General features: G+C 41.2%; 22 protein-coding genes. 9 read left to right on the forward strand and 13 right to left on the reverse strand.

All coding sequences use genetic code 11. From position 1 onward, the window contains the following. Positions 1-110 precede the first annotated feature (110 nt). Entirely contained in the window at positions 111-1337 is a 1227-nt protein-coding gene (locus ACYIAR_RS01470; RefSeq protein WP_480333512.1) for a site-specific integrase, read from the forward strand. Positions 1338-1339: 2 nt separating this feature from the next. Then, on the forward strand, positions 1340-1723 hold the full coding sequence (locus ACYIAR_RS01475) for a virulence RhuM family protein (protein ID WP_480331669.1): 384 nt from the start codon (positions 1340-1342) through the stop codon (positions 1721-1723). Between the two features lie 105 nt (positions 1724-1828). Here the strand turns inward: ACYIAR_RS01475 and ACYIAR_RS01480 are convergent, their stop codons facing one another. The 10 genes from ACYIAR_RS01480 to ACYIAR_RS01525 form a co-directional block, all read right to left on the reverse strand. After that, the gene (locus ACYIAR_RS01480; protein WP_480331671.1) at positions 1829-4282 is read right to left on the reverse strand and encodes a hypothetical protein; all 2454 of its coding nucleotides are present in this window, start codon (positions 4280-4282) and stop codon (positions 1829-1831) included. 243 nt (positions 4283-4525) lie between these two features. Next, complete coding sequence (locus ACYIAR_RS01485; RefSeq protein ID WP_480331673.1) at positions 4526-5431, reverse strand: hypothetical protein; 906 nt, start codon at positions 5429-5431, stop codon at positions 4526-4528. 12 nt (positions 5432-5443) lie between these two features. Continuing rightward, positions 5444-8074, reverse strand: coding sequence for a hypothetical protein (locus ACYIAR_RS01490; protein WP_480331675.1), 2631 nt, complete (start codon positions 8072-8074; stop codon positions 5444-5446). After that, positions 8074-9120, reverse strand: coding sequence for a DUF6562 domain-containing protein (locus tag ACYIAR_RS01495; protein WP_480331677.1), 1047 nt, complete (start codon positions 9118-9120; stop codon positions 8074-8076). The genes ACYIAR_RS01490 and ACYIAR_RS01495 overlap by 1 nt, the downstream gene beginning before the upstream one ends. After that, positions 9117-10385 carry a DUF3575 domain-containing protein gene (locus ACYIAR_RS01500; protein WP_480331679.1) on the reverse strand — a complete coding sequence of 423 codons (1269 nt, stop codon included), beginning with the start codon at positions 10383-10385 and terminating at the stop codon, positions 9117-9119. The genes ACYIAR_RS01495 and ACYIAR_RS01500 overlap by 4 nt, the downstream gene beginning before the upstream one ends. A 272-nt stretch (positions 10386-10657) precedes the next feature. After that, a complete protein-coding gene (locus tag ACYIAR_RS01505; protein WP_480331681.1) occupies positions 10658-11866 on the reverse strand; it encodes a site-specific integrase in 1209 nt (402 codons plus the stop codon). A gap of 7 nt (positions 11867-11873) precedes the next feature. Beyond that, on the reverse strand, positions 11874-12608 hold the full coding sequence (locus tag ACYIAR_RS01510; RefSeq protein ID WP_480331683.1) for a hypothetical protein: 735 nt from the start codon (positions 12606-12608) through the stop codon (positions 11874-11876). 29 nt (positions 12609-12637) lie between these two features. Further along, positions 12638-13570 carry a relaxase/mobilization nuclease domain-containing protein gene (locus ACYIAR_RS01515; protein ID WP_480331685.1) on the reverse strand — a complete coding sequence of 311 codons (933 nt, stop codon included), beginning with the start codon at positions 13568-13570 and terminating at the stop codon, positions 12638-12640. Beyond that, complete coding sequence (locus ACYIAR_RS01520; RefSeq protein ID WP_480331687.1) at positions 13567-13932, reverse strand: plasmid mobilization protein; 366 nt, start codon at positions 13930-13932, stop codon at positions 13567-13569. Before ACYIAR_RS01520 ends, ACYIAR_RS01515 begins: the two co-directional genes overlap by 4 nt. Before the next feature lie 208 nt (positions 13933-14140). Then, positions 14141-14611 (reverse strand): DUF3408 domain-containing protein, encoded by a 471-nt coding sequence (locus ACYIAR_RS01525; protein WP_349205429.1) that lies wholly within the window; start codon positions 14609-14611, stop codon positions 14141-14143. A 999-nt stretch (positions 14612-15610) separates the two neighbouring features. Between ACYIAR_RS01525 and ACYIAR_RS01530 the strand changes: the two genes are divergently transcribed. The 3 genes from ACYIAR_RS01530 to ACYIAR_RS01540 all read left to right on the forward strand — a co-directional run bounded on the left by ACYIAR_RS01530 (position 15611) and on the right by ACYIAR_RS01540 (position 18142). Continuing rightward, positions 15611-15925 (forward strand): helix-turn-helix domain-containing protein, encoded by a 315-nt coding sequence (locus ACYIAR_RS01530; protein WP_118307836.1) that lies wholly within the window; start codon positions 15611-15613, stop codon positions 15923-15925. Between the two features lie 30 nt (positions 15926-15955). Continuing rightward, a complete protein-coding gene (locus ACYIAR_RS01535) occupies positions 15956-16267 on the forward strand; it encodes a helix-turn-helix domain-containing protein (protein WP_237039573.1) in 312 nt (103 codons plus the stop codon). A 585-nt stretch (positions 16268-16852) separates the two neighbouring features. Then, positions 16853-18142, forward strand: a complete 1290-nt coding sequence (locus tag ACYIAR_RS01540) for an IS1380-like element IS612B family transposase (RefSeq protein ID WP_480333514.1) — start codon at positions 16853-16855, stop codon at positions 18140-18142. Between the two features lie 134 nt (positions 18143-18276). Here the strand turns inward: ACYIAR_RS01540 and ACYIAR_RS01545 are convergent, their stop codons facing one another. Both ACYIAR_RS01545 and ACYIAR_RS01550 read right to left on the reverse strand, forming a co-directional pair. Continuing rightward, complete coding sequence (locus ACYIAR_RS01545; protein WP_052484764.1) at positions 18277-18840, reverse strand: RteC domain-containing protein; 564 nt, start codon at positions 18838-18840, stop codon at positions 18277-18279. A 178-nt stretch (positions 18841-19018) separates the two neighbouring features. Then, positions 19019-21337, reverse strand: coding sequence for a TonB-dependent receptor (locus ACYIAR_RS01550; RefSeq protein WP_008781630.1), 2319 nt, complete (start codon positions 21335-21337; stop codon positions 19019-19021). Between the two features lie 217 nt (positions 21338-21554). Here ACYIAR_RS01550 and ACYIAR_RS01555 point away from each other — a divergent pair, with 217 nt between their 5' ends. Further along, positions 21555-22835 carry an IS1380-like element IS612 family transposase gene (locus ACYIAR_RS01555; protein ID WP_034533139.1) on the forward strand — a complete coding sequence of 427 codons (1281 nt, stop codon included), beginning with the start codon at positions 21555-21557 and terminating at the stop codon, positions 22833-22835. Between the two features lie 239 nt (positions 22836-23074). After that, entirely contained in the window at positions 23075-23797 is a 723-nt protein-coding gene (locus tag ACYIAR_RS01560) for a hypothetical protein (RefSeq protein WP_480331692.1), read from the forward strand. On the opposite strand, the gene ACYIAR_RS01565 is transcribed toward ACYIAR_RS01560, so the two are convergent. Then, entirely contained in the window at positions 23751-24353 is a 603-nt protein-coding gene (locus ACYIAR_RS01565; RefSeq protein ID WP_480333516.1) for a M23 family metallopeptidase, read from the reverse strand. The two genes, ACYIAR_RS01560 and ACYIAR_RS01565, sit on opposite strands and share 47 nt — an antisense overlap. 263 nt (positions 24354-24616) lie before the next feature. Between ACYIAR_RS01565 and ACYIAR_RS01570 the strand changes: the two genes are divergently transcribed. Next, entirely contained in the window at positions 24617-25375 is a 759-nt protein-coding gene (locus ACYIAR_RS01570; protein ID WP_480331694.1) for a DUF4099 domain-containing protein, read from the forward strand. Positions 25376-25390: 15 nt separating this feature from the next. Further along, positions 25391-25612, forward strand: coding sequence for a hypothetical protein (locus tag ACYIAR_RS01575; RefSeq protein WP_074707987.1), 222 nt, complete (start codon positions 25391-25393; stop codon positions 25610-25612).

Raw genomic sequence — 25612 nt, forward strand, 5'->3', positions numbered from 1 at the left:
ATAACGAGGTAAGTTTATAGGTCGTTGGAGTTTATTTCTACTCTCTGCCACATTCTGCATGACAATGTACAACTCGCTGATAACTAATTTTGTAACCAAAAAAGAATTGGATTATGCGAAGTACATTTAAGGTGCTGTTCTACGTGAACGCAAGCAAGGAGAAAAACGGTATTGTCCCCATTATGGGACGAGTTACAATCAATGGTTCGGTGGCTCAATTCAGTTGCAAACTGACCATTGCAAAAACGATGTGGGATGCCAAAGGCAATCGGGCAAAGGGTAAGAGCAAGGAGGCACGAGACATCAATTTGGCTTTGGATAATATCAAGGCTCAAATTATCAAGCACTATCAACGAATCTCAGATAGAGAAGCCTATGTTACTGCCGAAATGGTACGCAATGCCTATCAGGGTATCGGAACGGAGTATGAAACATTGCTCGGTGCATTTGATAAGGACAATGAAAGTTTCAAGAAACGTATAGGTATAGACCGTGCAGCAAGTTCCTACAAGGTGCGTGTAAGGTCACGAAATCATTTGGCTGCGTTCATCAAGAAATGCTACAAGCGTAGTGATATTTCTATGCTCGAACTTACTCCCGACTTCATTAAGGAGTATGAAATCTATCTTGCAACTGATGCCGGACTGCATAATGGTAGTGTATGGTCGCATTGCATGTGGTTGAAAACAATCGTTGCGAAGGCTCATTACAACGGACTGACACCGAGAAATCCGTTTGCTCAGTATCGGGTAAATCAGAATATCAAGGAGCGACAATATCTTACAGAAGATGAAATCAAGGCTGTAATGACACACGAGTTTGCGGATAAGAAGTTGGCTTATATCCGAGACTTGTTCGTGTTTGCAAGTTTCACAGCCTTGTCATTCGTGGATATTAAGGAACTGACTACCGATGATATTGTAGAGATAAACGGTGAGAAGTGGATTCTATCCAAGCGACACAAGACAAAGGTAAATTTCCAAGTGAAGTTGTTGGATATTCCGTTACAGATAATCAAGCGTTATGAGAGATTTCAAGAGGACAAGTTGGTATTTCCTAATCTTAACTATTGGAACATCTGTAAACCATTGAAAAAGATGATAAAAGAGTGCGGAATTTCAAAGGATATTTCATTCCATTCAAGTCGGCACGGGTTCGCGACATTGGCTCTCAGCAAGGGCGTTCCCATCGAGAGTGTAAGCCGAGTATTGGGGCATACGAACATTACCACGACACAAAAGTATGCCAAGATTACCACCGAGAAAATCGACAAGGATTTGACAATGTTTGGCAACCGACTTAATCAATCGTTTAGTGAAATCTCAATAGCAATGTAACTATGGAACGAGCAATTATAACAATCAGCGAAAGCGGCAGAGTAAATATCCCAAGCAACGATGTTTGGATGTCTGAAATGGAATTGATGGAGTTGTTTGGGGTAATAGCCCCGACACTCCGAGCCACCATAAAAACGATGTACAAGAGTGGAACACTTTGCCTTGTAAGCACCCAGCAATGTGATTTGGCTACGCCTAAAAGTTGGGCTACATTCTACAACCTTGAAGTGATTATTGCCCTTGCGTTTCGTTTGAATACCCATGAGGCAAGCAAGATAAGGCAAAGGGTATTGAAGAGTTTATGCCTGCGAAAAGAGAATGGAATTAGCATACTGTTATCGTTAGGAAATTTCGGGCATCATATCTCATCCCAAGGGCTGTGCTAATATCAAAATGAGACCTGCTATTCTCACGAACGGCAGGTCTCGAAAACTTGTCATATGTAAGTTTTTACTTTTCTGTGCTTTTTATTAATATAGCCGTAAAACAATTTAATTTTGTCTTCCGACAATCTCATTCTTAATATTACCACCTTTATTATCGTGGGTACAACCTTCAATAGCAGATACGGTTACATTTTCTGCAGAACAACCGCTAACAGTTACATTTGCTGAATTACATCCGACAATCTGACCTGCATCACGACCAGCCTTAACTGTTCCATTCTTTGCAGTACAATCTTTTACAGAAGTTGTCGATTCGTTGGTATATCCAACAATCATGGCAGCCTTATCACCGCAGGCATCATCATTTGCGTGAGAGCAAACAACGTTTGAATTGGTCACATGACAGTTTTGAATTGTTCCGGAAATATAACCGCAAACTACGGCTGTCCAGTGATGTCCTTCAATAGTTGCATTATCAAATGTAACATTTTTGATAACTGCATCTCCTGCATCTACAAAGCCAAAGAAGCCTGTTGCATAATTCGCACCTTCACCGTGTGTTGCGTTAGGCGTAATAGTCATATTCTTGATTGTATAACCCTGTCCATCAAAAACTCCTTGGAAATAAGTTGCAACACTATTACTACCGGTCTGACCAATCGGTTCCCATGCTTCACCTGCGAGGTCAATATCAGCAGTCAATTTGATTGTCTTGCCGGAATAGCTATTGCCACTAACATTTACAGCATCCTTAAATGCCTTAAGCTCAGCTACTGTACCAATTTTTACAGTATTAGCAGGGTCTGATTCTACACTGTTGTTAGACAGAGTCAATGTGAATGTTGTTACATCGGTATCCGATTCATAGATATAGTTGTTCTGGTCGCCGGGCTGACATCCAATGAATGAGCTGTTCTTGATAGTTACCTTAGTATCTGCATTCAAGTCGCCAATAGCTACACCGGGCTTCTTAGACAGAGGACCGAACTCACAAGCATCAATAGTAACCTCGGCAATCTCAGAACCATAATCTTCATGCATCTTCAAACCGCGAGTTCCTTCGAATTTACAGTTAGAGAAAGTAGATGTACCATCAGAAACCCAAACAGAATAAACACTTTCTTCATTTGTAATAAAGGTACAGTTGGTGAATGTTGCATTAAGCGCAGCTTCGTTGTCTTCTGTTTGAAGTTGAATACCACTATTGAAAGTCACATTGTTAAACTCAAGATTACCTGCAAGTTCCAAGTATGTAAGTTCCCAAGCATCTTCGTCATAAGATACACTATTATCCACGATGGTCATATTCTTAACAATAAGTTTTGCGCCATTTGCAGCACGGAGTGAACCTACACCGGCACCGTCAACAACAAGCACACTGTTTTTGCCTTCTCCCTCGATTGTAATAGTTTCTGTGGTGGTGTTAGTTGAACCGATAAGAGGTGTTGAACCATGACTGCCACCTGTTGTCCAAGAAACATATGAACCTGTAGCTACCTTGATAACCGGGTTCTTTTCAGCACTAATCTTTTCCAATACAGTTTCCAACTTTTCAGGATGTTCGGCAGTTCCACCTGCATAAACAAGTTTATAATCCGGCTCTTCAAATTTCTCATCAATAGTAATGTTAAATATAGCAGGATTGGTCAACAGGTAACCCACGATGTTTGTACGGTAATTGCGTTGCACCGGAATGTTCTTAAAGACAGTCACAGGGCTGTTTGTCTTTCCGTCAGCAGTCTGCCATTCAAATGTAACGTCTGTCAAGTTCTTTTCACTGTCGGGATCTCCTACCAACAGGTAGTTCAGAGCCAAATACTCGAATTCCTCATCCGCAGTTTCCTTGTTGTCATCCATATCTACAGACAACTTCTGAGTGGGGATTTCGTTCATTGCGAATGTCACCTCTGAAGTCTCACCTACAACTGCATTCTCATAAGTATTGAATGTTGTGTAGACATTGCTGACAGTAATTTTACTGTTTGTAACCACAACACCTGCTTTTCTTGCAGCCTCCACATCCTCGGCATATGAACCAAGGTTAAGCTGTGCAAACGGGCGATAAAGAGTTACCGATCTCTCTACAGCATTCATTGACTCCTCTGCTGTCACAACAGTGTAGTTGGTGAAAGCATCACGGTGCTCAATGTTCGAAGCAGCAGCTTTAATCTTGATTGCTGTCATATCGGTCAAGTCATAATAGTCGTTTTCACCATTATCTTTGCCATAGTATGCAAAGAATGTGATACGATATTCCTGACCCTTAACCAAGCGGATGGAGTACTGGGCTTTCTTTTCGTTGATTGCCTGATACTGACGCAATTCTTTCATTTCAGCACCTTTTGCATCATAAACTGCACAAGCCACATAGTTTACGGTTGTACCCTCTCCCACATTCGTTGCGCCACGAGTACCGATACCGGCAGGCGTCTCGATTGTAAACTTCGCATTAACATAATCGCCGGTAGACGGTTCGTTAAGCAATTCGTCTTGCGAACACGAGGTCGCAAACAGCATACTTGCCATTGCAAGCATACTTACAAACAAATTCTTTTTCATCTTGAAATGTTTTAAAAATTTTTAAATAAAAAGTTTATATTCTTTTCTTTCTTTTCACGCTTTCCCACACATTTACATATGCCGGATTTCGTTCAGTATTCATAAGGATTATTCCTTAGGGAGCAAATTCATCATAGTAAAAATCTCCATTGAGAGATTCCAAACGGATCACATAAGGATTCCAATTGTTTCTTTGTACTATCTAACTCTGTTTCTTGAAATTGAATTAATAGGTTATACACTTTATTCTATTGTCTCGTTATTTTCTGTCGTATCGAAATCCTTCTCAAAAGTGATGGTATATGTAATTGTTCCTGTCAACAGACCGCCTACCACATTTGTACGATAGTTGTTTTCCAACGGAATGTTTTGAATGGTTACATCCTCACGAATAACTTCATCGTCTTGGTCATAGATAGTGTACGTAATATCAATATTCTCTTGTCCGGCATCAGGATATACATAACACATCGCAATGCTTTTGTAGGTCACTTCTCCGGCCACAAGGTCTTCACCGGACACATCAAGAGTATATGTTACCTCTTTATCCTCCCCTGTGGTTGCCCCTGTAAGGGCGTTGAATGTATCCTTGCCTGTCATTGTGACAACCATCTTCGTAGGAGTCATTCCAAATGTTTCGTCACTTGCCACAGCGTTCCAGTCATCAGATGTTACACCCAGATTCAGTTGTGCCAGTGGACGCTTGAGCGTTACTGTTTCCGACTTGGAGCCTGTTACCTCGACCTCTACACTTTCTGTGAATGCGTCAAAATCACTTTCAGCAGCAGTTGCTCCCGAAGCACGAGTAATGGCGGTCATATCGTCCACATCATAATTGTCGTCTTTCATAGCCCAAAAGACAACATTGTATGTACGACCTTTAATCAAGCGAGGAGCAAATACGATGTCTTCCCCTTCTTGAATTGTAATAACTTCACGCAAGGTGCTGATTTCTTCTCCGCCTTCAAATACGGCACACACCACCTTATTCACATTCAAATCGGTTGTGCCAGCACGTGTGCCAATTCTTTTCGGCAATTCTGTACTGAAACTTACCTGAACGGTTTCTTTGCTTGCCATCTCTTCGTCTTTAATGCAAGATGTGAAGAGCAGTGGCATTGCCAATAGTAGATAGATTAATTTTTTCATTATTGAGTTATCTTAATAATTTTTTGCTACAGTAATTGATTTTCCATTCACAGAAACGGTTCCTTTGGTATCTTCAATCTTTGCTATAAAAGCATTAATAGAAGTGTAATAGCAATGGCCTATATATTTGCATCCGGAATATTGATCCTTGCGATTTTTATATACATTTCCGGTGAAGTTTTTTTCGTCGTATGTAATAGTAATCTTTTGGCCAGATGTTGTTCTAATATCCCCTATGAATTCATTGACGTGTCTTCCTGCATATTTAAAGAATAATGCTACTGTGCCGTTATTAACACCAACACAATTCAATGTTGTGTTTTTTACATAACACCCGCTGATAGTAGAGTTGGCGGCTATGAAACCAAATGCTCCACCGACTTCACCATTGGCCTTGAATCCTAATTTGTCTTTACCTCCCGAATCATAATTTTCTATACTCAATCCGTCCACACTACAATTTGTAGCATTAAATGTACCCGTTATATATCCGGCAATACCACCCATTTTATTGCAACCATAGAGTTTTCCTCCAATAACTTTCACATTGGTCATTGCGTTGTTACCTTCAGCTGTGCCACAAACAATTGATGCATATGCATCACCATCACTACCAGAAGCATGAGTTACTTTTACATCGGCATCCTGGAATGTAATATTCTCAATGGTAGCAGCACTACACCTTCTAATAAATCCACCACCATCCCAAGAATTGGTATTAAAGGTAGTTTCCACTTTCATTTTGTAAATGGTTTTACCTTCACCTGAAAGTTTAGAAATGTTTGTTAATGGATTAAAGACTTTTGATGCTAAATCAACATTCTCCATAAATTTGATTATACCAGGATTTGTTCCAGCACAATTTGCCAAGTCAAATGCCGAGTAAATCAGTTTGGTTTTCTTATCTGAATCAAGTAGAGGTGTGACTTTTTTTACGCCATCCCAGCAAGGAATAAATTGTGTGTCGCCATACATCACGGTACCCCGATAACATTCCTCATCACCTAACCAACCATCATATTTAGAGTAATCATTGCTCGCAAGCCAAGTACCCTCATTACCTTCACGGTAAGGAGACACAAACTCATCAGCAGACCTTGCGATAGCAGAAAGAGTAAGTGTACAATTACTCTTGAATTGCAAAGTTTCGTTATTATCATAGCCACGAAGCAAACCTACAAAATGACCTTCACTATGTGTGCCATCTACGGTTGTTTCCGTTACATGGCAATCATCAAAGATTACGGTCAATTTCTCTTCCCGATTATTCGGATCTTTACGGGAAATATATCCAACAATGCCTCCTGCAGCTCCCTTCTGTGTACTGACGGATGAACTCTTGATATGAATATTACTGAATGTATTGCTTCCTTTGAGGGTATTTACCAGTACCCCTACGTGGGTTACATCGGCTGATGTGTTTACTATAGTTGCTTCTTCGATATTTAAGTTCTTGACAGTAATGTCTGTCACATCCCCCAAGAGAGCATTCTCCAATCGCAGACCTTTAATGGTATGTCCGTCACCGTCCAATGTGCTTCCCGAAGGGAGTTGTATAGTCGCAAGGCCACTGCCGTTGTTCATATCCACATCGACAGTCATCACGAAAGTGCTGTTGGCAGCAAGGCTCTGGGCATTCTCCTCAACACTCAACCAAGCCACATCATCGGCTTCATCGATGATATAACGATTCTGATTCTCAGAATCCGTTGTCAAAGTTGATTCTGTCGGGATAGTACCATACCACACACTCCAAGTTTCAGGCTCTTGCACGATAGCCCCCAGTATGTTGGTCTTCTTGTTTTGTTCTATGGTTATGTCATCCAACTCAACCTTCTTTATAGAGGTGCCATCTATATTTTGTAAATCAAGAGTTGCCCTGATTGTGGCTGTTGTTTCAGCTTGAGGCGCAAACACATAGTTACTTGATATATAATAATATTCATTGTTAGAGACATTAACAGACAGTGTTTCATCTGGGAAATCTTCGAAGGTGAAGGTTATATCATTTTCCGACATTCTAATCTCACCAGTAAACGGATTGAAAGAAGTGGGTAATCCATGATATGTCACTATTGCTTTATGGGTTCCCAAAATAGGCTTGGTAGTGTTATCTGCAAAATTGACTTGAGCAAGTGGACGTGACAATTTTATTTCTCCCTTGTTTTCAACTTTTTGCGTTCCAACAGTAATGGATGATATGCCAAAGAATACATCCATTTCCTCCATTTTGGCAAAACCTCCGTTTATGTAATTGTCATAATTTACTGTTATTCTACCATCATCAGTTATGGTATATGCTGAGTTTTCACTATTCTCTGCCCAAAACAGTATTTTATATGAGCGCCCCTCAATCAAAGTCAAGGCAATACCGTTTCTCTTTACTATATCCCATTCTTCCGAGAAAGAGAATTTCTTTGACAGTGTTTGCGAACCTTCATATACAGCTACCGTCAGACGATCGATACCGGTAGCATCACCTATAGTTCGTGTGCTTAACTCACCACCTAATGTAGGGTAGAAAGTTATAGACACGTTTTCACCTTCCGTCTGTAGCGGATAATCATCATTAGAACAGGCGGACAATGAAAGCACGGCAAACGCCAAAATCAGACTTCTAATATATTGATATTGTTTCATCATTATTCAATTACAATGTTATGGTTTCCGTCAAAAACAGGATTGATAGTAATACCTCCAGATGCTTCTTGCATTAGGAACGAACCTCTAAGAATTGTGTGATGACTTCTCCGTAAGGGTACATCAATAGGTTCAGATAAGGCAATCTGTCTATCTTCTCCATCATACAACCCAATTTGAACGGATACTCCGGCTTCCTTACCGTTTACGAATACATAGTCAAATCCCAATGATGCTTCATTTTCATTCAAAATGTTAAGTCGAGACTCAAAGATTACACCCATAGATGAATCAATGGGTTTGTCCGTATTCATGTTATAGGTATTAGGCATAAATCCAGCATATTGAAAAACAACTTTATAATTCTCTGTATCAACTCTGGTCGGAGGAACATCACCTCTTGTCGCAGCCTCTTTCTTTAAAAATTCTATTTCCTTATCTATAAACTCTTGTAAATCTGTGGTTACGAACTCAAATTTGGCAAGCGGTCGTTGCATTGCTATATCCAATGTATCTGGCAGATGCTCCACAATATCCGAAATGAGAGTTATGTTGTTCGTGCCCCTGAAAGCATCACGGTAGTCATTGTTACCCTTATGGTCGCCTTGCAGGGTGATTTCTGCGAAGTTATCGGCATTGTGGAAATGGCTGTCACCGCTTGTCTGCACCAAGTCCGACCATACCATCACATTGTAGTTACCGGGCAGAACATCAAGGGTCACTTCGTGGTCGTACCCCTCTGCGATATCCTTTGTAAATACGAACTCCTGTGTATAATCCGATGTGGTACGCATTTTCTCCGATATGGGATAGGTGCGAACGATATAGCGTATCTTGCCATAGTCACGATGATTGTCGTAGGTCTCGCCATATCCCTGCTCAATGACCTCTGCACCATCGTATAGATGTTCCCATTCGGTCATATCCGTTTCATAATTCAGGCGAAGATGCAGTTTTACAAATTCGGGAGTTTCGGGCCATTCGTGAACATCGCAAGCCGAAAGAAGCAATATCGGCAGACATATAATAAGGTATAGAATCTTTCTCATCGCTTGCCTCCTTTCTTCTTTAAGTCAAACGAATAGGAGAACGATACTGCCGCTTGGTCAATGCCCCAATAGGTCTTCTTGATGCTCTCTATCATCAGTCCGTCTTTTGTACGAGGGGTATTGTGAAACTTGTCATAGTGGCGCGAATATACACCTGCTCCGAGAGAGAACTCCACTCGCCAGCGGTTGTTCTTGCTGATTGGCATACGATAGCCGATGCTTACACCTCCACCGATGGAAGGTGTCTCACAGTTATGGTCTTGGTAGCGGTAATCGCCTTCAAAAGCAAAATTGTAGTATGCCAATCCAAAATGTGCTCCTGCAAAGAATCCGTCATTCTCTTCCGATAACCAATAGCGAAACTCAGGCTGAACGGCAAGTGTACGGAACTTGATGGTCGATTTGAAATAATCCCAAGCGGAATAATAGACAGGAAGCGTAAACGACCAATGCTTTGCCAAATCAATTTCTACCGCTGCATTGGCGATAGCCAATCCCAGACCTATGGCATTGGTCTTTAAGTGAAGCTTGCGATTCCAGCCCTCTATCTCGGGGATGACCGTTTCTACAATTGCTGTTGTGTCGGGTACGATTTCAACGGCTTCGACAAGTGGCTCAACCACAACGGTATCAGGCACGATTACAGACTCTTGCACGGGTGATAACTCTTTCTTGTAGGTTACGAATACCGCACAGGCATTTCTCATTTGCTCGAAGAAGAGTTTGTTCATCTGTTGCCATACCTTGCCACCGTCTAATGCTCTTAATTTTACGATGCGGTTGTCGATATGCGTATTCGGGTGATGATAGTCCACTAATCGGGCTTCTTCCTCCAAAATGGCAATCACTTCATCTTTACGGATAAGTCCAGAATCCTGAATCTGTGATTTCAGATAGTCCCAAGGTATATAGCTGTCATTATAGGTAATAAGGCTGTCGGGAATATCCACCTCACTGCGGATGAACTTTTCAAGTGCCGAAAGACGGCCTTGTGCCAACTTGCGGTTGAGTTGATAACTGCCTTCCGGTGAGGCTGCTCCACAGAAGGAAACTTCGATGATATTGATTGTACTGTCCTGTCGGATAGTCCGCAGAAACTCCACCATTTCCTGCATACGGGTGGCATTGTCCGAGTAGGAGGAGTCGATGACAGTACTGTTCACACGGAAATCGATACAGATTTCCGTGTGTCTCTCTTGCGAATGCGCAGCACCTACACCAAACAGCAAGAGAATCAGCGTTATACAATATTTCTTAATGCGCATAAATCAGAATTATAGGTCACTTCTCTTTGGAAGAGTGATTTATGCGATATATCCCTCTTGATTATGAGACGGTTATTTGAATAGATACAATGTAATTTGCTCAACAATCCTCTTATTCCCCAAACCCGATTTAATTTTTACATAACATTTTTTAGTGTAAATTGGTGCCATTTGCCGAAAAATGTGTAATTTTGCATCGGTAATCATTTCTCTTCCAAAGAGATAAGTTCTCTCTTCCAAAGAGACCTTTCATTCGCTCAACAATCCGTCACTTACAGAGATTTCAATATCATACTGTTCGCCTTGTCGATGGCTACGGTGTCCAATGATGCAAGGTAGATGCGTGTGGTAGCCTCCGAGTCGTGCCCCATTCCCTCGCTGATAACCGACAGCGGTACATTCTTGCTCTTGGCTATGCTCGCCCAAGCGTGTCGGGCAACATATAAGGTAAGCGAAACGGATAATCCCAACTCCTTGCCGATGATTTTCAGGCAACGGTTGATGTTATGGGCTGCATAGATATATTGCTTGCGTTCGTCAATATTGTTAAACGGCTTGATGATTGGCAATAGGTAGTTGGACGATGAAGTATCATACTTCTCCACAATCTCCTGCATACATTTCTCCCACTTAATAAAAAGTTGTTGCCCCGTCTTGCGTCTGCGATAGGATAAAACACCATTCTGTAAATCCTTTTTTCGCAGGTATGCCATATCTACGAATGACATTCCGCGTGTATAAAAACTCAGCAGAAACATATCTCTGGCGAAATCAAAGGTCGGATTCATAGAGAAATCCATTTCTTTAATTCGCTTGATGACTTTCAGGGGTACGGCTCGCTTGACGGTCTTATCCACTCCAGTATAGACGTGCTTGAACGGAAAGCGTTGCGATGTCAATTCCTTTTCTACTGCACGGTTATACACAGCCCGAAGATTACGCATATAGAATGATGATGAGTTTGGACTCACTCCGCTATCCTTCAAATAGGCTTCGTATGCCATCATCATATCGGAGTCCATATCATCCAATGGCACATCCTTGTCCTCTCGGAAGCGTCTGAAACTGCAAAGGGTTGCAGCGTATGTTTCCGATGTGCGTATCTTGCCCAATGTTTTCAGATTGGCAATGACTCCCTCCATAAATGGGAAGAGAAAATTCTCGGGGATGTCCGATGTATATTCCGCTATCACATCATCTGCGGTATAATCACAACCGCTATGCTCAAAATCAGCGATGACCTTTTGGAAATGCTTGACATCCATTCGGATTTTGTCGCCAATCTCCGAAAGATAGCGTTTCCTGTTCTCGTTAAACTTAGGTAATACCACCTCCGACAAGTGGCTGTTCCACTCATGGCCGTAGAGACGGTAGCCCGTCTTTTGCTGACGGGCTACACGATTGTGGATTACCTGATAGAAAATTGAGCCTTGTCCGCCATCAACTGTTGATGGTCGGAACTTAATCTTTACTGTTGCCATATCACAATCAGGGTTTTGATTTATTTTGATTAACCTTACTATTATCCTGCTTGTTCTTGATAGACTTGGCTTTGCTCTCCTGTTCCTTTGCAGCCTGCTCTTTCAAGCGTGCTTGCTCGGCAAGGGCGGCTTGTTTTCGGACAGCCTCTTCGTAGGTTTCCACATCTTCACGCATCTGCTCAATCTTTTGATCGTTGCGGTTGAGTTCAAAGATGTCCTCCAGCGTGGCTATCTGCTCTGCCGAAGCATCACCCTTCATCTTGATGTAGCGGTATTTGAGGGCATCATCATCTCTCTGAACATTTGGTCTTGACAAGTGGTATATAGCCGATGCTCCAGATGCCAATAGCATGACAATCATTGACAAAAGAATCCATGCTTCCTTTGTGTAAAGAGCAAACGAGTGGCGTTTCTCGTCAATGTTGTGCTTTACCTTTATTTCATCCATCTTGTCGATAGCCTCTGTAAGCTGTTGTTTTACACCCTCAAAGTCGGGTTGCTCCTGCTCACCGATGCCGTCCATTCGCTTGTTTATTTTGCCAAATTCATTGACTACAAATCCTGCGAGTTTATTAGTTTTAGCATCATAATACTCTTTGTTTTCCCGATTAACATTCTCGATTAGCTCCTTAATTGGTGTCAAATCTACATTGGCGTTTACAGTTTGTTCAGTGCGTTGGCTCTTGCTGATGGTCAGCAACTCTTCCAACATTGCGATAATAATTGAATTATTCTCTTGCATATTTCTTCTGTTTTTTAAGTGGTTGATGATTAGAGTTTGAATCCTCTTGTTCTCTTTTTCTTCGGTTTCTGCTGCATCTGGCGGCGGAAATCAGCCTCTTCCTGACTATCCACATCTGGCGAAGAAGTGAAGTCCAACAAGCCTAATGAACCGCTGATAAGCTCCGATTCTTTGTTATCGAAATGGCTTATCTGCATATGATGTGGTTCATATTGTCGCTGATTCTCCGATTGATTATTACCTTTCAGTGCCTTATCAATCTTTGAATAGCTGAAACTTCGGTCTATCTTCGAGCCGTTGAAGTGGTAGCCATTCTTGGTAAAGATTATGCCTTGCACCTCATTGGTCTTGCCCTTATACTTGAAGCGAACATCTATGTCTTCGGCTTTCAATCGTTTCAGCAGTGTAGTCCAATCAGAGCATCGTGCAACCTCCCGTTTGAGAACTTGGTATATTTCGTAACGGGTTTTGTCAGGCTCTTTCAATCGGTGCGTTTTTACCTGTTCCTTGCCGTTTGCGAAGTACAGTCCGTATTTGCGTGTCAGCTCCTTGCAGATGCGTTCACTGCGGTAACGGTCGTTTCTGTCACTGATGGTTCTGCCGTTATTATCCACCCGATTGAAGGCAATATGAACGTGCGGATGCTCCTTATCGTAGTGTCGTCCGATGATATATTGCGTATCACGAATGCCCATCTTCTCCATATATTCCCTGCTTATCTGAATCATAAGTTCGTCCGTTAAGCGTGGCAAATCCTGCTTTGAGAAGCTGAGTGATATATGTCCGATGAACTTATCCACTCGTGGATTAAGCCTCGATTGAGCAATAAAACTTTTGGCTATCGTGCCGCTGTCATTGAACAATACACCTTGACAATCTATGAGTGTCGCTTGCTTCTTCTTGTCGAGAATATAATCGACAATTCCTCTGGCTCCTGAGCCTTTCACAATCTTGGCCATCATAGGCTTATATGGTCTATAATGTTTTCCAATGACAACAATAGATGTTGGCATTGCCCGTAGTGCAGCCTTACTCCTTCGCGATGTGCCTTGCGAGTGAGCTGATTGAGATTGTTTGCCATTCCACATAGCTTTCGGATATAATCCGCTTGCTCGGTGGTTAGGCGTGCCCTGATATGGCAATCACGGATAGCCATTCTTACAATCTCACTTGCCGAGACTCCTGCGTTCTTTGCTTTGAGTTTCATTGCGTAGTACTCTTCAGTAGCCATCTTTACCGTTATGCGGTACTTACGTTTCTCGGACAACTTCTTCTTTGGTCGTCCTCCCTTGTTGAGTGTCTTGTTATTGATACTTCGTTTCATACGATTACTCTTTTTTGAAATGATACACACATTGTTTACTTGATAGACCAACGGGATGTCCTCTTCTGCGAGCTTCGGGAGTGGAAGCAAGTGTTTTGGTCTGCCCAAAACATAAACTTGCTTCCCCACTAACTGAAGGTCAATCAATTTTGAGTGCCTCAAAATGAAATACCGTTGGAATAGTTCTTAAATAGAATGGATTAAGAGGTTACATTCCTTTCCAATGCTCGAAATCTTCTGAATAGAGTTCGATGTGATGGCTAACGATGTTCTCCAATAGTCCCGACATACTCATTCTATCCTCACCGATTTTGCAGGCGAACTTATCGAGCATCTTTCGCAACTTGCCACTGATGAATACCGGCTTACGGTCTTCAATCTTGTAGGGTCGCATAAAGGTTTTGCGGTACTCCTCCAACGAGAGCTTGCGTTGCTTACTGCTCACTCTGCGTTGGATGGGTGATGTCGCTGGCTGTTCCTCGGCATTAACAATAGGTGAAATCTCTGTAGCCACCTCTGCAACGGAAGACGCTGCTTCCGTTTGGGCTTGTTTTGCTACTGACGGTAGAGGCTCTGGCAGAATGTCGTCAATGGATGATCCTACGGATTCCATTGTTTGCAAATTCTCCATATCTGAGCTATTACCCTTATCACTCCTGTAAAAAGACCTTGTAGTCATTTGGTCGATAATTTCTTGACACTGTTCTTGTGTCAACTCAACTTGTTTTTTCTTCATACTTATCACTTTTTGAATGTTCAACAATATGGTCTTTGTGCACAATTATGACCGATTATCTGCTGCAAAGAAAATGTGCATACAATTCTGCCACAACTAATTAGGTCTATGTGGGCAATTATGAATTGTATTGCATTTAGGGGTGATTCTTAAGCAGTGCCAACTGCATAATTCTTCCCAGATTGAATGGGTAATGAAAGATTGGGGCGAAATGCTTAATTGAAGAAATTAAGGTCTTAAATACGATAGCGGATAGACGGACTGCCGAAGTGTCGGGAGTTGGTCTATCCGCTATACTTCTATTATAGAATCAGCGACTATCTGTTTCGGCTGTTCGGAGCAGAAGTTTGGCAGACGGATAGGCATCGGTCTGACAAACGACAATGCCACGGACAAGATCCGAGACGGGTAGTCGCTTGGGGATATTCTTATATAATTCAACTTTCGCAAGTAAATAATGGAGACAAAAGGAGATAATAGGGAGATAAATGGAGATAAAGGCCAAATGTTTTGTTTGGTGTAAACATCAGTCGAAGCTCTCGGCATTTATCTCCCCAAGGAGCGAAGCGACTATCTCCCTTTAACTCCTTTATCTACAAATAATTCCACTTGCGAAACTTATATTATATAATATTGGTTACAATGTGATGTATGCTTAAAAATGTATCATCATATACATCTAAAAGTGCCACGAACTGTGCCACATACTGCAACAGGCTCACCGTATGATTGAGGTGTGATAACTTATCTATTTCTTTGCCATCAGAAAACGGAACTGCGTATGAGAACAGAGCCTATTTCAATGGCTGAATATCGTGTCTGTGATGAAACGATATGACAAGGAATGACACCTATTGTTAGTGCCATTGAAGTATAAAAATCTCTTCCTTATTTAGCAGTGCGAAACAAGAAAACAAGTGAAATAATATAAAACAAAAGCGTATGGATTTAATCATTTTTGAGAGAAAGGCATTCGAGGAATTTGCCACGAAGATTGAGCAGTTCATTCTGCGAGTATCAAATTCACCCGTTGTCAAGAACGGGAAGAAAAAGACAAACAATTGGCTCGACCATCAGGATGTTTGTCAGCGATTGAAGATAAGCAAGCGTACATTGCAGACCTTGCGTGATAATGGTACACTTGCCTATACCAAAATCGGCAACCGGACTTACTATCTACCCGAAGATGTGGATAGCATTATTACGAAGGTAGAGGACAGACGAAAAGAAGCCAAATGGAAAGGGCGAGAAATCTAATCAATGTATAACAATAAAACCATTTGAACTATGTATCAAGAGATGAGAACCAAAGATGATGCGTGGATGCAGTCCATTCACGAGAGTATCGACCAGCTATCGGAGATTATTGATAGTATGCCCAAAGATGGGACAGCCTTACAAAACGATGATGAGTATCTATGCGACAAAGAGGTGGCTTATATGCTTAAAGTCAGCCGAAGGACATTGAGCGAATACCGAAGCAATGGCACATTGCCTTACTATGTTCTAGGTGGCAAAGTTCTGTACAAGCGAAGTGAGATTGAGCAGGCATTAAAACGAGAGTATAACGGCAAGCACCTGATGAGTAGCAGCGGATAAACCTCGCTATATTTTTGGAGGGAGTGAAATTTACCGCTTGCCCTATATTCATCTGTGCAAAATAATAGTGCCCCCATGGATAGAAACAAGAACAGCATACAAATGGGTTATCAATGTAAGAACCCATTTGTATGCTGTCTGTTTATCTTTATCTACATTTTCGTCAGTCGCTCATTTCCGTTGCCGTCTGCATTCTGAGTACAGACATTGAAAGGGGAAAGGTTTTCGGGGTGAATACTCTCCGTAGGAGGAAGATTCAGACCGAAACGGCTTGCCGTCCGACCTTTCAACTTTCAAGGGCTGATGTACTACCTTCGCAGACGAGCAAAGGAGAGGGGCGAATGACGGAATCGGGAAACTCATAATATCGCAGATTGATGATAGACCAAATCAAATTTTATCCTGCAACAATGAAAAACACACCGTCCTTTTGCTCGTTCATAAAAAAGTTGTACCTTTGTTCCAAGATGAGTTGTACATCAATGCAAATCACTCAAGTATGTAGAAATCAGAACAGTTGCCAACTCATTACCTCGTTCTTGAACTTTCCGCATAAACTTTTTATTCTTAGCGGATTATGAGATTATTCCAAAAATAAGGTTTAAATCTGAGAAACTCACACCTTTTGGAGGAATTTTTTCAATCATGGAGAAATTTGACTCCATGCTTTCACCCGTTATCGACTCAACACTGGGTCAGAGATGCAGCAGTATCTTCGGATATCAGTTCAGCGAGATAGTCCGTTCGCTGATGAGCGTTTATTTCTGTGGCGGCTCATGCGTGGAAGATGTAACGTCACAACTGATGCGCCATCTCTCGTATCATCCTACCCTTCGTACATGCAGCTCTGATACCATCCTCAGAGCCATCAAGGAACTGACACAGGAAAACATCTCCTATACTTCCGACCAAGGCAAGACCTATGATTTCAATACTGCAGACAAACTCAACACATTGCTTATAAACGCTTTGGTTTCTACAGGCGAGTTGAAGGAAATTGAGGAATACGATGTTGACTTTGACCATCAGTTTCTTGAAACGGAGAAGTATGATGCAAAACCGACCTACAAAAAGTTCCTCGGCTACAGGCCTGGCGTATATGTTATCGGTGACAAGATAGTCTATATCGAGAACAGCGATGGTAACACGAATGTGCGTTTTCATCAGGCAGACACCCATAAGAGATTCTTCGCTCTTCTGGAATCCCAGAACATCCGTGTAAATCGCTTCAGGGCAGACTGCGGTTCCTGCTCGAAGGAAATCGTCAGTGAGATAGAGAAGCATTGCAAACATTTCTACATCCGTGCCAACCGATGCAGTTCGCTCTACAATGACATCTTTGCTCTGAGAGGATGGAAGACGGAGGAGATTAACGGCATCCAGTTTGAACTCAATTCCATTCTTGTTGAGAAATGGGAAGGCAAGTGCTATCGTCTTGTCATTCAGAGACAAAAGCGCATGGATGGAGAGCTTGACTTGTGGGAAGGTGAATACACCTACAGATGCATTCTTACCAACGATTACGACTCATCAACAAGAGACATCGTCGAATTTTACAACAAGCGTGGGGGCAAAGAGCGTATATTCGATGATATGAACAACGGATTCGGCTGGAACAGGCTCCCCAAGTCGTTCATGTCAGAGAACACCGTATTCCTTCTGCTTACGGCATTGATACACAATTTCTATAAGACCATCATTAGCAAGCTTGACACCAAGGCTTTCGGGCTCAAGGAAACGAGTCGCATAAAGGCTTTTGTCTTCAGATTCATCTCCGTACCTGCCAAGTGGATCTTGACTGCAAGGCAATACGTGCTGAATATCTACACAGAGAACCGAGCTTATGCAAAACCCTTCAAAACTGGATTCGGATAAGAATCCTTTCTTTCCGGTTAGAATATGCGTATTACCTCAAGTCGCATCGTGGGGTAAGGGGATGGTGGCTACATATTGATGTTGTGCTGTTGCTTTTTACTGAAAGCTGCTACTAACGACTCATAAATCTACCCTTAATCGTGTATTGGATGATAGTTGCGGATTTTAGGATTCAGATAAATTCGCAACATTTCGTTTGCTACTATTTTTGCAACTTTAAAATCGCAAATCGTAGAAAAATTAGGGTCTCTTTCAAAATAAAATGTTTCCATTGTCATTTGAATATCTTGTTTTCCTCTCAGAAAAAAGTACTTATCCAAATGCGTACTTCCCGAACGGTAGTATTTATAGAAATCAATGTTCTTATTGTAGAAATTCTCTAACTGATTCAGTTCATTGATGAAATAATTTTTCAGCACACAATCTTGTCCGTTGGGGCGCATCATTTCGATGTTATACACTTTCCTGTAATAGATTAGTTTACTAAAAAACTTGGGTTTTATTATCTTGAAAAAGAATATTTCATCCATTTCACTTTTGAACTTATAAAACGAAACTATTTCTTTCAATTCCGAGAACCCCTGTTCCAACAGCAATATTATTTGAGGAATATCTTTAATCCTGTCATTTAAATCGAGTTCATGCATCCTGATTTGATGTTCTAATTTTTCTGCAATGTTTTTTATCTTATCTTTCATTTTTATTGATTTTGAGTAAAAAAAAGGATGATATCGTCAGTTGACGACACACAAAGGCGTTCACTGAATTCCGATAGGATTCAGTGAACGCGAAGCAACAACATGTCGCTGAAAGATAATTAGTGATAGATTTGCCAGAAATACATAATACAGAATTTGTTGAAATCAACACCTAATCTTACTTATAACTTCCTTTGATTCCGTAGTCGGTATCCTGATTATTCAGCGATTTAGTACCGACAAGATGAGTTTTTCCGAAATTAAAATTCCAAGTGAGCGTGGCAACGAGAATTCGGGATGCATCGCTAAAACTTTCTCTTCGGAAAGGCGCTTGTGCATTTTTGTTTTCCATAATGGTTCGGGAAACATTCTTAAACGGATTGAACGCACCTATGCCAAAAGAAAAATTAGTCGCATTGTACCGGATAGCCAAGTAGTGATAATTACCATCCTTTATGACGGTTTCGCCGTATAACCTTTCGTCAAAAGGCTGTAGCTGGCCTATCAGCATCCATTTCTTATACATTGCCAAAACATCTGCCCTGTAATAAAAATTAGAATGGGTATGCGAATAGTTGTTCCCACGACTGTCAAAGTGGTTGAAGCCTCCTGTAACCGAAAATTGCAGGAAGTTTTTTATCATCCCTACTTTCAATGTTATCTCCGCATTATACTTATTCCAATCTTTCATGTTTTCGGGCATTGTCAGGAACACATTTCCATGTTCTCTTTTCGATTCCATGATAGGATTGTGTTTGTAGTGATGATGCAGGCTTGCATTGAAAGCGAACAACCCTTTTCTGTTTTCGTAATATAAATTATTATTCAGATTCAGGTACGGTTGAAGCAACAGATTCCCTTTCTCGGCAAGATACGAGTCAAGACGGATTTCCGTGTCGGCCAACTCCATCAGGGTTGGATTCGTTTGACTCATCTCCGCATCATACCGGATAAAAGAATTATCACTGAACCGATAGCCAACCATCGCTTTGGGTAAGAAATGGTAATAGCTTTTGGTAACAGATACATTGGAAAAATGCAGGCGATTCAGGCGAAGTCCCAAGCTATAGCTGAATTTGCCCTTACTATAAAACCACTCTGCAAAAACCGACGATTCCGCCTGATTCAAATCCGATTTGAATTCCTCGCCCTGATTAATTGTCTGCTCTGTAAACGACTGAATATGTTTTATCCCGAATTTCAAATTTCCATGGGCAAATCCTTTTTCGTATATGCCTTCGGCAATCAGTGAATATTTATCGGAAAACAGTTCCGAACGTTCGCTGAAAAGAGTATCAACATCGTTGTATTCGCAGTAATTCCGCGAAGATGCTGCGTTCGCATAACTCCCCACCACATTAGCATATATTTTCTGATTTTTGGGTAAACCATACTGGTAATACAAGTCGATGGTAGGAACATTAATTTTTTGCTGACTTCCGTCAAAAATCAACCCTTTGTCCGTGCCATTCTCTTTTAGAAAACTGTTGAAATCGTTGTGAGGCTGATTGCTCAGATTATATTTCAACTTGGCATTGAAAAAAGCCGAATCGCTCTGCTGATAGTTGTATGTCAGCGAAAAATCATGCATTTGGTACGAATAATCACCTCCGGCACTGATTTCTTCCCTCAATATAGGGGATGAATTTTCAAACTGATAACTACCTGTGCGATTTCTGTTATTCGTGTTGATGCGTTGAAACGCTGCGGTGTAGTTCAAAGCATATTCCGATTTTCCTTTGTTGAATTTGGCAAAGAAAACATCGCCCCCTGCAAGGATATTCAGCGAGTTCATCAAATCCACACCAACAACACCGCCTTTATCATCCCTTACTACCACGTAGTTGATAACTTTGGAAGCATGTCCGTATCGGATACCTGCATAATCCGAATATTCTATCCGCTTGATTTGGCGGGGTTGCAAGGTCTGAATTTCTTCCGGCGTGGTATTTACGCCGTTAATCTGCAAAATGACTTTCCCGCCGTCGGATGATGAAATCGTATTCAGCATCGGATTGATGTTCAAGCCGGGAAGCATCATTGTATTCAGCAATTGCATTCCGTTGGCAGAATGGCTGATTTGCAATTTTGTCGGGAACACAATCCGTTGGTTAATCTTGTTTATTGTGGAAGAAGCAGAAATCACCACTTCCCCAAGTAACAAAACATTTTCATTCAAATACACATCTATTTGTGCTGATTCCGTCAGATTCTGTATCAAAATCCGCTTTGTTTCAAATCCTAAACAGGATACTGACAGCACATAATTATCTGTGGGAAGATTTTCAAATTCAAATCTTCCGATAGTGTCTGTCGTTGTTCCTTTCAGAAAGACTGAATCTTGTTTGAATAGAACGACATTAGCAAACTCAACAGGTGTTTGCGTATTTTGTTGAAGTACTCTTCCTGAAACATGAATCGATTGTCCGGACACACTTAGGCCGGAATACAGGAAAAATACGATAAGATATAATAATCGAGCTTTATTAAAGTCCATACTTGTTTTCTTATAATGGGTTACGGATACAGATATAGCATCTGCATCATAAACCTCATGAATAAATGATAACCTTAATTCCGCAACACTATAATTTAACTTTATTTATAAGTTCCTGAGCAACAAAAAGTTGCCCAGGATTTTGCCATGTCAGAATTTTCACTTATCTTAGTGTTGCAAAAAGAAAACAAGCAAAACTCTAATATGACATGGCAAAATACAAATTAAATCTGAGAAACTCACACCTTTTGGAGGAATTTTTTCAATCATGGAGAAATTTGACTCCATGCTTTCACCCGTTATCGACTCAACACTGGGTCAGAGATGCAGCAGTATCTTCGGATATCAGTTCAGCGAGATAGTCCGTTCGCTGATGAGCGTTTATTTCTGTGGCGGCTCATGCGTGGAAGATGTAACGTCACAACTGATGCGCCATCTCTCGTATCATCCTACCCTTCGTACATGCAGCTCTGATACCATCCTCAGAGCCATCAAGGAACTGACACAGGAAAACATCTCCTATACTTCCGACCAAGGCAAGACCTATGATTTCAATACTGCAGACAAACTCAACACATTGCTTATAAACGCTTTGGTTTCTACAGGCGAGTTGAAGGAAATTGAGGAATACGATGTTGACTTTGACCATCAGTTCCTTGAAACGGAGAAGTATGATGCAAAACCGACCTACAAAAAGTTCCTCGGCTACAGGCCTGGCGTATATGTTATCGGTGACAAGATAGTCTATATCGAGAACAGCGATGGTAACACGAATGTGCGTTTTCATCAGGCAGACACCCATAAGAGATTCTTCGCTCTTCTGGAATCCCAGAACATCCGTGTAAATCGCTTCAGGGCAGACTGCGGTTCCTGCTCGAAGGAAATCGTCAGTGAGATAGAGAAGCATTGCAAACATTTCTACATCCGTGCCAACCGATGCAGTTCGCTCTACAATGACATCTTTGCTCTGAGAGGATGGAAGACGGAGGAGATTAACGGCATCCAGTTCGAACTCAATTCCATTCTCGTTGAGAAATGGGAAGGCAAGTGCTATCGTCTTGTCATCCAGAGACAAAGACGCAACAGTGGCGACCTTGACCTGTGGGAAGGCGAATACACTTACCGTTGTATTCTGACCAACGATTACAAGTCATCGACAAGGGACATTGTTGAATTCTACAATCTGCGTGGCGGCAAGGAACGTATCTTTGACGACATGAACAACGGATTCGGTTGGAGCAGGCTCCCCAAGTCATTCATGGCGGAGAATACTGTCTTTCTTCTGCTTACTGCATTGATACACAATTTCTACAAGACCATCATGAGCAGGCTTGACACCAAGGCTTTTGGGCTCAAGAAAACGAGTCGCATAAAGGCTTTTGTCTTCAGATTCATCTCCGTACCTGCCAAGTGGATCATGACTGCAAGGCAATACGTGCTGAATATCTACACAGAGAACCGAGCTTATGCAAAACCCTTCAAAACAGAATTCGGATAAGAATCCTTTCTTTCCGGTTTGAATCTGCGTATTACCTCAAGTCGCATCGTGGGGTAAGGGGATGGTGGCTACATATTGATGTTGTGCTGTTGCTTTTTACTGAAAGCTGCTACTAACGACTCATAAATCTACCCTTAATCGTGTATTGGATGATAGTTGCGGATTTTAGGGATATCTCAAATGCAATACACAAATTTTGCATACTAGAAGACAAAGAGGAACTATATGCTACGCATTTCTTGGCCCACTTAATCTACGGACTACGAACAGGTTTTACCAAAAAAGATGCAGCTCTGGTGGATTTTTGTGGAACATTCAGATCTTTTACAAAAGAAGTACATTGGAAGACTGGTCATGGTGTATTAAGTTATCTTGTACGTGCTTGGATGTCGTTCTACGATGCATTTGACTTTGGCAGTGCAATTCATAATGCTGTTAAGAAACCAGGCAATCTGACCCTAAACTGCATTCTTGCCGGAGCGTTAGCTGATGCGACGTATGGTTGTGGTGAATACTTCGTCAAGAATAAATTTGAGGGTGGCCGTTACATTGAGCGTTTGGATTTCGTTGACAACTCATTGTACAACCTGACTAGTTCAAAGCGAACCTTCTTTCCTAAAAATAATGCCAGGACAAATGTAGAAAGACATTATTGGTATGATGCACCTTGTCCATTCTCTAACAAGGTTATTACACCAGAACTGAAACGAAGAATCACCAAAGCATTCTACACAGATTGGGAGAATAGATTTGGTTTCTATTTAGACGATGGTTGGTTCTATATCTATCGAAGTTTTACTCTGCTGGCACGCTTCAAGTTTAAAGAACTTCCAGATGGTACTTACAGAATTGCTAACTACCAAAAGTCTGATGAGTCAAAAGAGTGGGATAAGGATGACACAGCTATACATTGTGCTATGTATTCGGTAGAACATCATTGGGACTTAGTCTCAAACGAGTAATATAACCAAGAATTAAGGAAGGGTCAATGGCTCTTCCTTTTATTTTGCATGTCAGATGCAGATGTTCTCCAGTAGAACGCCCTGTATTACCAGTGACACCGACCACCTCTCCTACTGTCACAAATTCGTTCTTGTTTTTCAATACTTGAGATAGATGGCAATAGCTTACTGTTATACTTCCGTGCTGAAGCGTTATGTAATTCCCTGAAACCTTATCATATCCGACTTTAAGAACCTTGCCAGGCATCATAGCGTAAACCTTATCTGATGATGCACGAAAGTCCATTCCGCTATGCATTTTACGCTTTCGAGTAAAAGGATCTATTCTATAACCGTATGGAGAGGTTACTATAAGCGTATCAAGAGGCAAACGAAATATGCTGACTGGTGTTAGTTCTCTCGCTTCATGTTCAGTTATAACCGTTTCAGGTGTGAAAACTATCCCCCTCCTATTATCGTCATCAACATTATCTGAAGCAGCAGCAACTTCCACTTTGTAAAATGACTTTTCCATGCTCACTGTGTTAAACTGAGCATATGAAATTGAGTGCGTCATCGTTATCGCACAAATAGCCAGTAATCTCTTTATTTGTAATTTCATGGAAGCAAAATTATTTCCCTTTTATTAAGCGACCAAGCAATGCAATAATTATCAACTTACAAATACCTTAATTTTATTGTCAGAGTATGATTATTTTTAGAATATCATACTTTGAGAACTTTTTTCACTCTCAAATATCATCTTTTAGAGTATATTTTATTGCGTATCTTATTTCATTCATATCTTTGCCAAAGTATAATTAAAATATTATTCAAAGTATGAAGAAAGTACAATTCTATGAATCCGAATACCCCTATGATACATTGGAGAAATTCGGTCTCACACGAGAGATGATTGAAGACCTTCCTATGCATGTACTTGATGACCTTTCAGCTGGTCTTCGTTCTCCAGTATTACCGATTAAGGTAAAAAACGATAATGGAGATGAAATTGCATGCAGGTCTCGTTTCTCATTTGTTTATTCCGATGAAGGAAAGGTTCAAGCAGTATTTTATCCAGCCTTGAAAACTGCTCCTTTAGAAAAGTTTGGAGCTGAAGAGCAGAAATCCCTGATGGCCGGCAAAACGATTGTATCGGATGTGAATCTTCCCGATGGATTAAGTACTAGGGCATATATTCAGATTGACCCCGAAACCCGTCAAGTCATTACAGCACCTGCATCTCTCATTGAAAACAACCTTAAGTTAGCCAGTGATGCATTCCATCTGGCACAGCAGGAAGTAACCAGTATCAAGAATGGAAAACCTTTAACCTTTTCTATCGGCAATGACCCTATTACTATCGGTGTAGATCTTACTGATAAAAAAGGTATACGAATCTGTGAGGGAGACGATATCGAATGGAAGAACCAGTCCAAAAAGGAATGGGGAAAGTACACGTTCGGATGTTATGGATGCTGGATTACTGATAGTGACGGCAACCATGACTATATCAGTGAAGAAGATTATACAGAAGAGTTATGGGATGAACAGAAAAAGGCTGGTCAGCGAAATATCAGTTCCGGATTACGCAAATAACATATAAATAGTTGTATGAGACACAAATATTATCCTGAAGATGAACTTATTGCCAAGTTGGAGAGTGGTGAGTTTACATGGTTAGACTATGTCAATCATTTCTCCGAGGAGTGGCAAAATGAATATCAAGAGTATTGTGAAGAAAACAATTTGACCATTGGTGAAGCATCAGCCAAGGAGTTCGTTCATTATAAGGACGAGCAGCTTGAAACGGGTATTGCCAATGGTGATGCTTAA

The organism is Parabacteroides sp. KHUB-01 (genome assembly GCF_056640935.1).

Excerpts from the sequence above, each read along its gene's own strand:
- ACYIAR_RS01475 (WP_480331669.1), top strand. The coding sequence starts at position 1,340 with ATGGAACGAGCAATTATAACAATCAGCGAAAGCGGCAGAGTAAATATC.
- ACYIAR_RS01515 (WP_480331685.1), bottom strand. The coding sequence starts at position 13,570 with ATGATGGCCAAGATTGTGAAAGGCTCAGGAGCCAGAGGAATTGTCGAT.
- ACYIAR_RS01565 (WP_480333516.1), bottom strand. The coding sequence starts at position 24,353 with ATGACGCACTCAATTTCATATGCTCAGTTTAACACAGTGAGCATGGAA.
- ACYIAR_RS01505 (WP_480331681.1), bottom strand. The coding sequence starts at position 11,866 with ATGGCAACAGTAAAGATTAAGTTCCGACCATCAACAGTTGATGGCGGA.
- ACYIAR_RS01510 (WP_480331683.1), bottom strand. The coding sequence starts at position 12,608 with ATGCAAGAGAATAATTCAATTATTATCGCAATGTTGGAAGAGTTGCTG.
- ACYIAR_RS01570 (WP_480331694.1), top strand. The coding sequence starts at position 24,617 with ATGAAGAAAGTACAATTCTATGAATCCGAATACCCCTATGATACATTG.
- ACYIAR_RS01490 (WP_480331675.1), bottom strand. The coding sequence starts at position 8,074 with ATGATGAAACAATATCAATATATTAGAAGTCTGATTTTGGCGTTTGCC.
- ACYIAR_RS01530 (WP_118307836.1), top strand. The coding sequence starts at position 15,611 with ATGGATTTAATCATTTTTGAGAGAAAGGCATTCGAGGAATTTGCCACG.
- ACYIAR_RS01520 (WP_480331687.1), bottom strand. The coding sequence starts at position 13,932 with ATGAAACGAAGTATCAATAACAAGACACTCAACAAGGGAGGACGACCA.
- ACYIAR_RS01535 (WP_237039573.1), top strand. The coding sequence starts at position 15,956 with ATGTATCAAGAGATGAGAACCAAAGATGATGCGTGGATGCAGTCCATT.
- ACYIAR_RS01485 (WP_480331673.1), bottom strand. The coding sequence starts at position 5,431 with ATGAAAAAATTAATCTATCTACTATTGGCAATGCCACTGCTCTTCACA.
- ACYIAR_RS01500 (WP_480331679.1), bottom strand. The coding sequence starts at position 10,385 with ATGCGCATTAAGAAATATTGTATAACGCTGATTCTCTTGCTGTTTGGT.
- ACYIAR_RS01480 (WP_480331671.1), bottom strand. The coding sequence starts at position 4,282 with ATGAAAAAGAATTTGTTTGTAAGTATGCTTGCAATGGCAAGTATGCTG.
- ACYIAR_RS01495 (WP_480331677.1), bottom strand. The coding sequence starts at position 9,120 with ATGAGAAAGATTCTATACCTTATTATATGTCTGCCGATATTGCTTCTT.
- ACYIAR_RS01550 (WP_008781630.1), bottom strand. The coding sequence starts at position 21,337 with ATGGACTTTAATAAAGCTCGATTATTATATCTTATCGTATTTTTCCTG.
- ACYIAR_RS01575 (WP_074707987.1), top strand. The coding sequence starts at position 25,391 with ATGAGACACAAATATTATCCTGAAGATGAACTTATTGCCAAGTTGGAG.
- ACYIAR_RS01525 (WP_349205429.1), bottom strand. The coding sequence starts at position 14,611 with ATGACTACAAGGTCTTTTTACAGGAGTGATAAGGGTAATAGCTCAGAT.
- ACYIAR_RS01545 (WP_052484764.1), bottom strand. The coding sequence starts at position 18,840 with ATGAAAGATAAGATAAAAAACATTGCAGAAAAATTAGAACATCAAATC.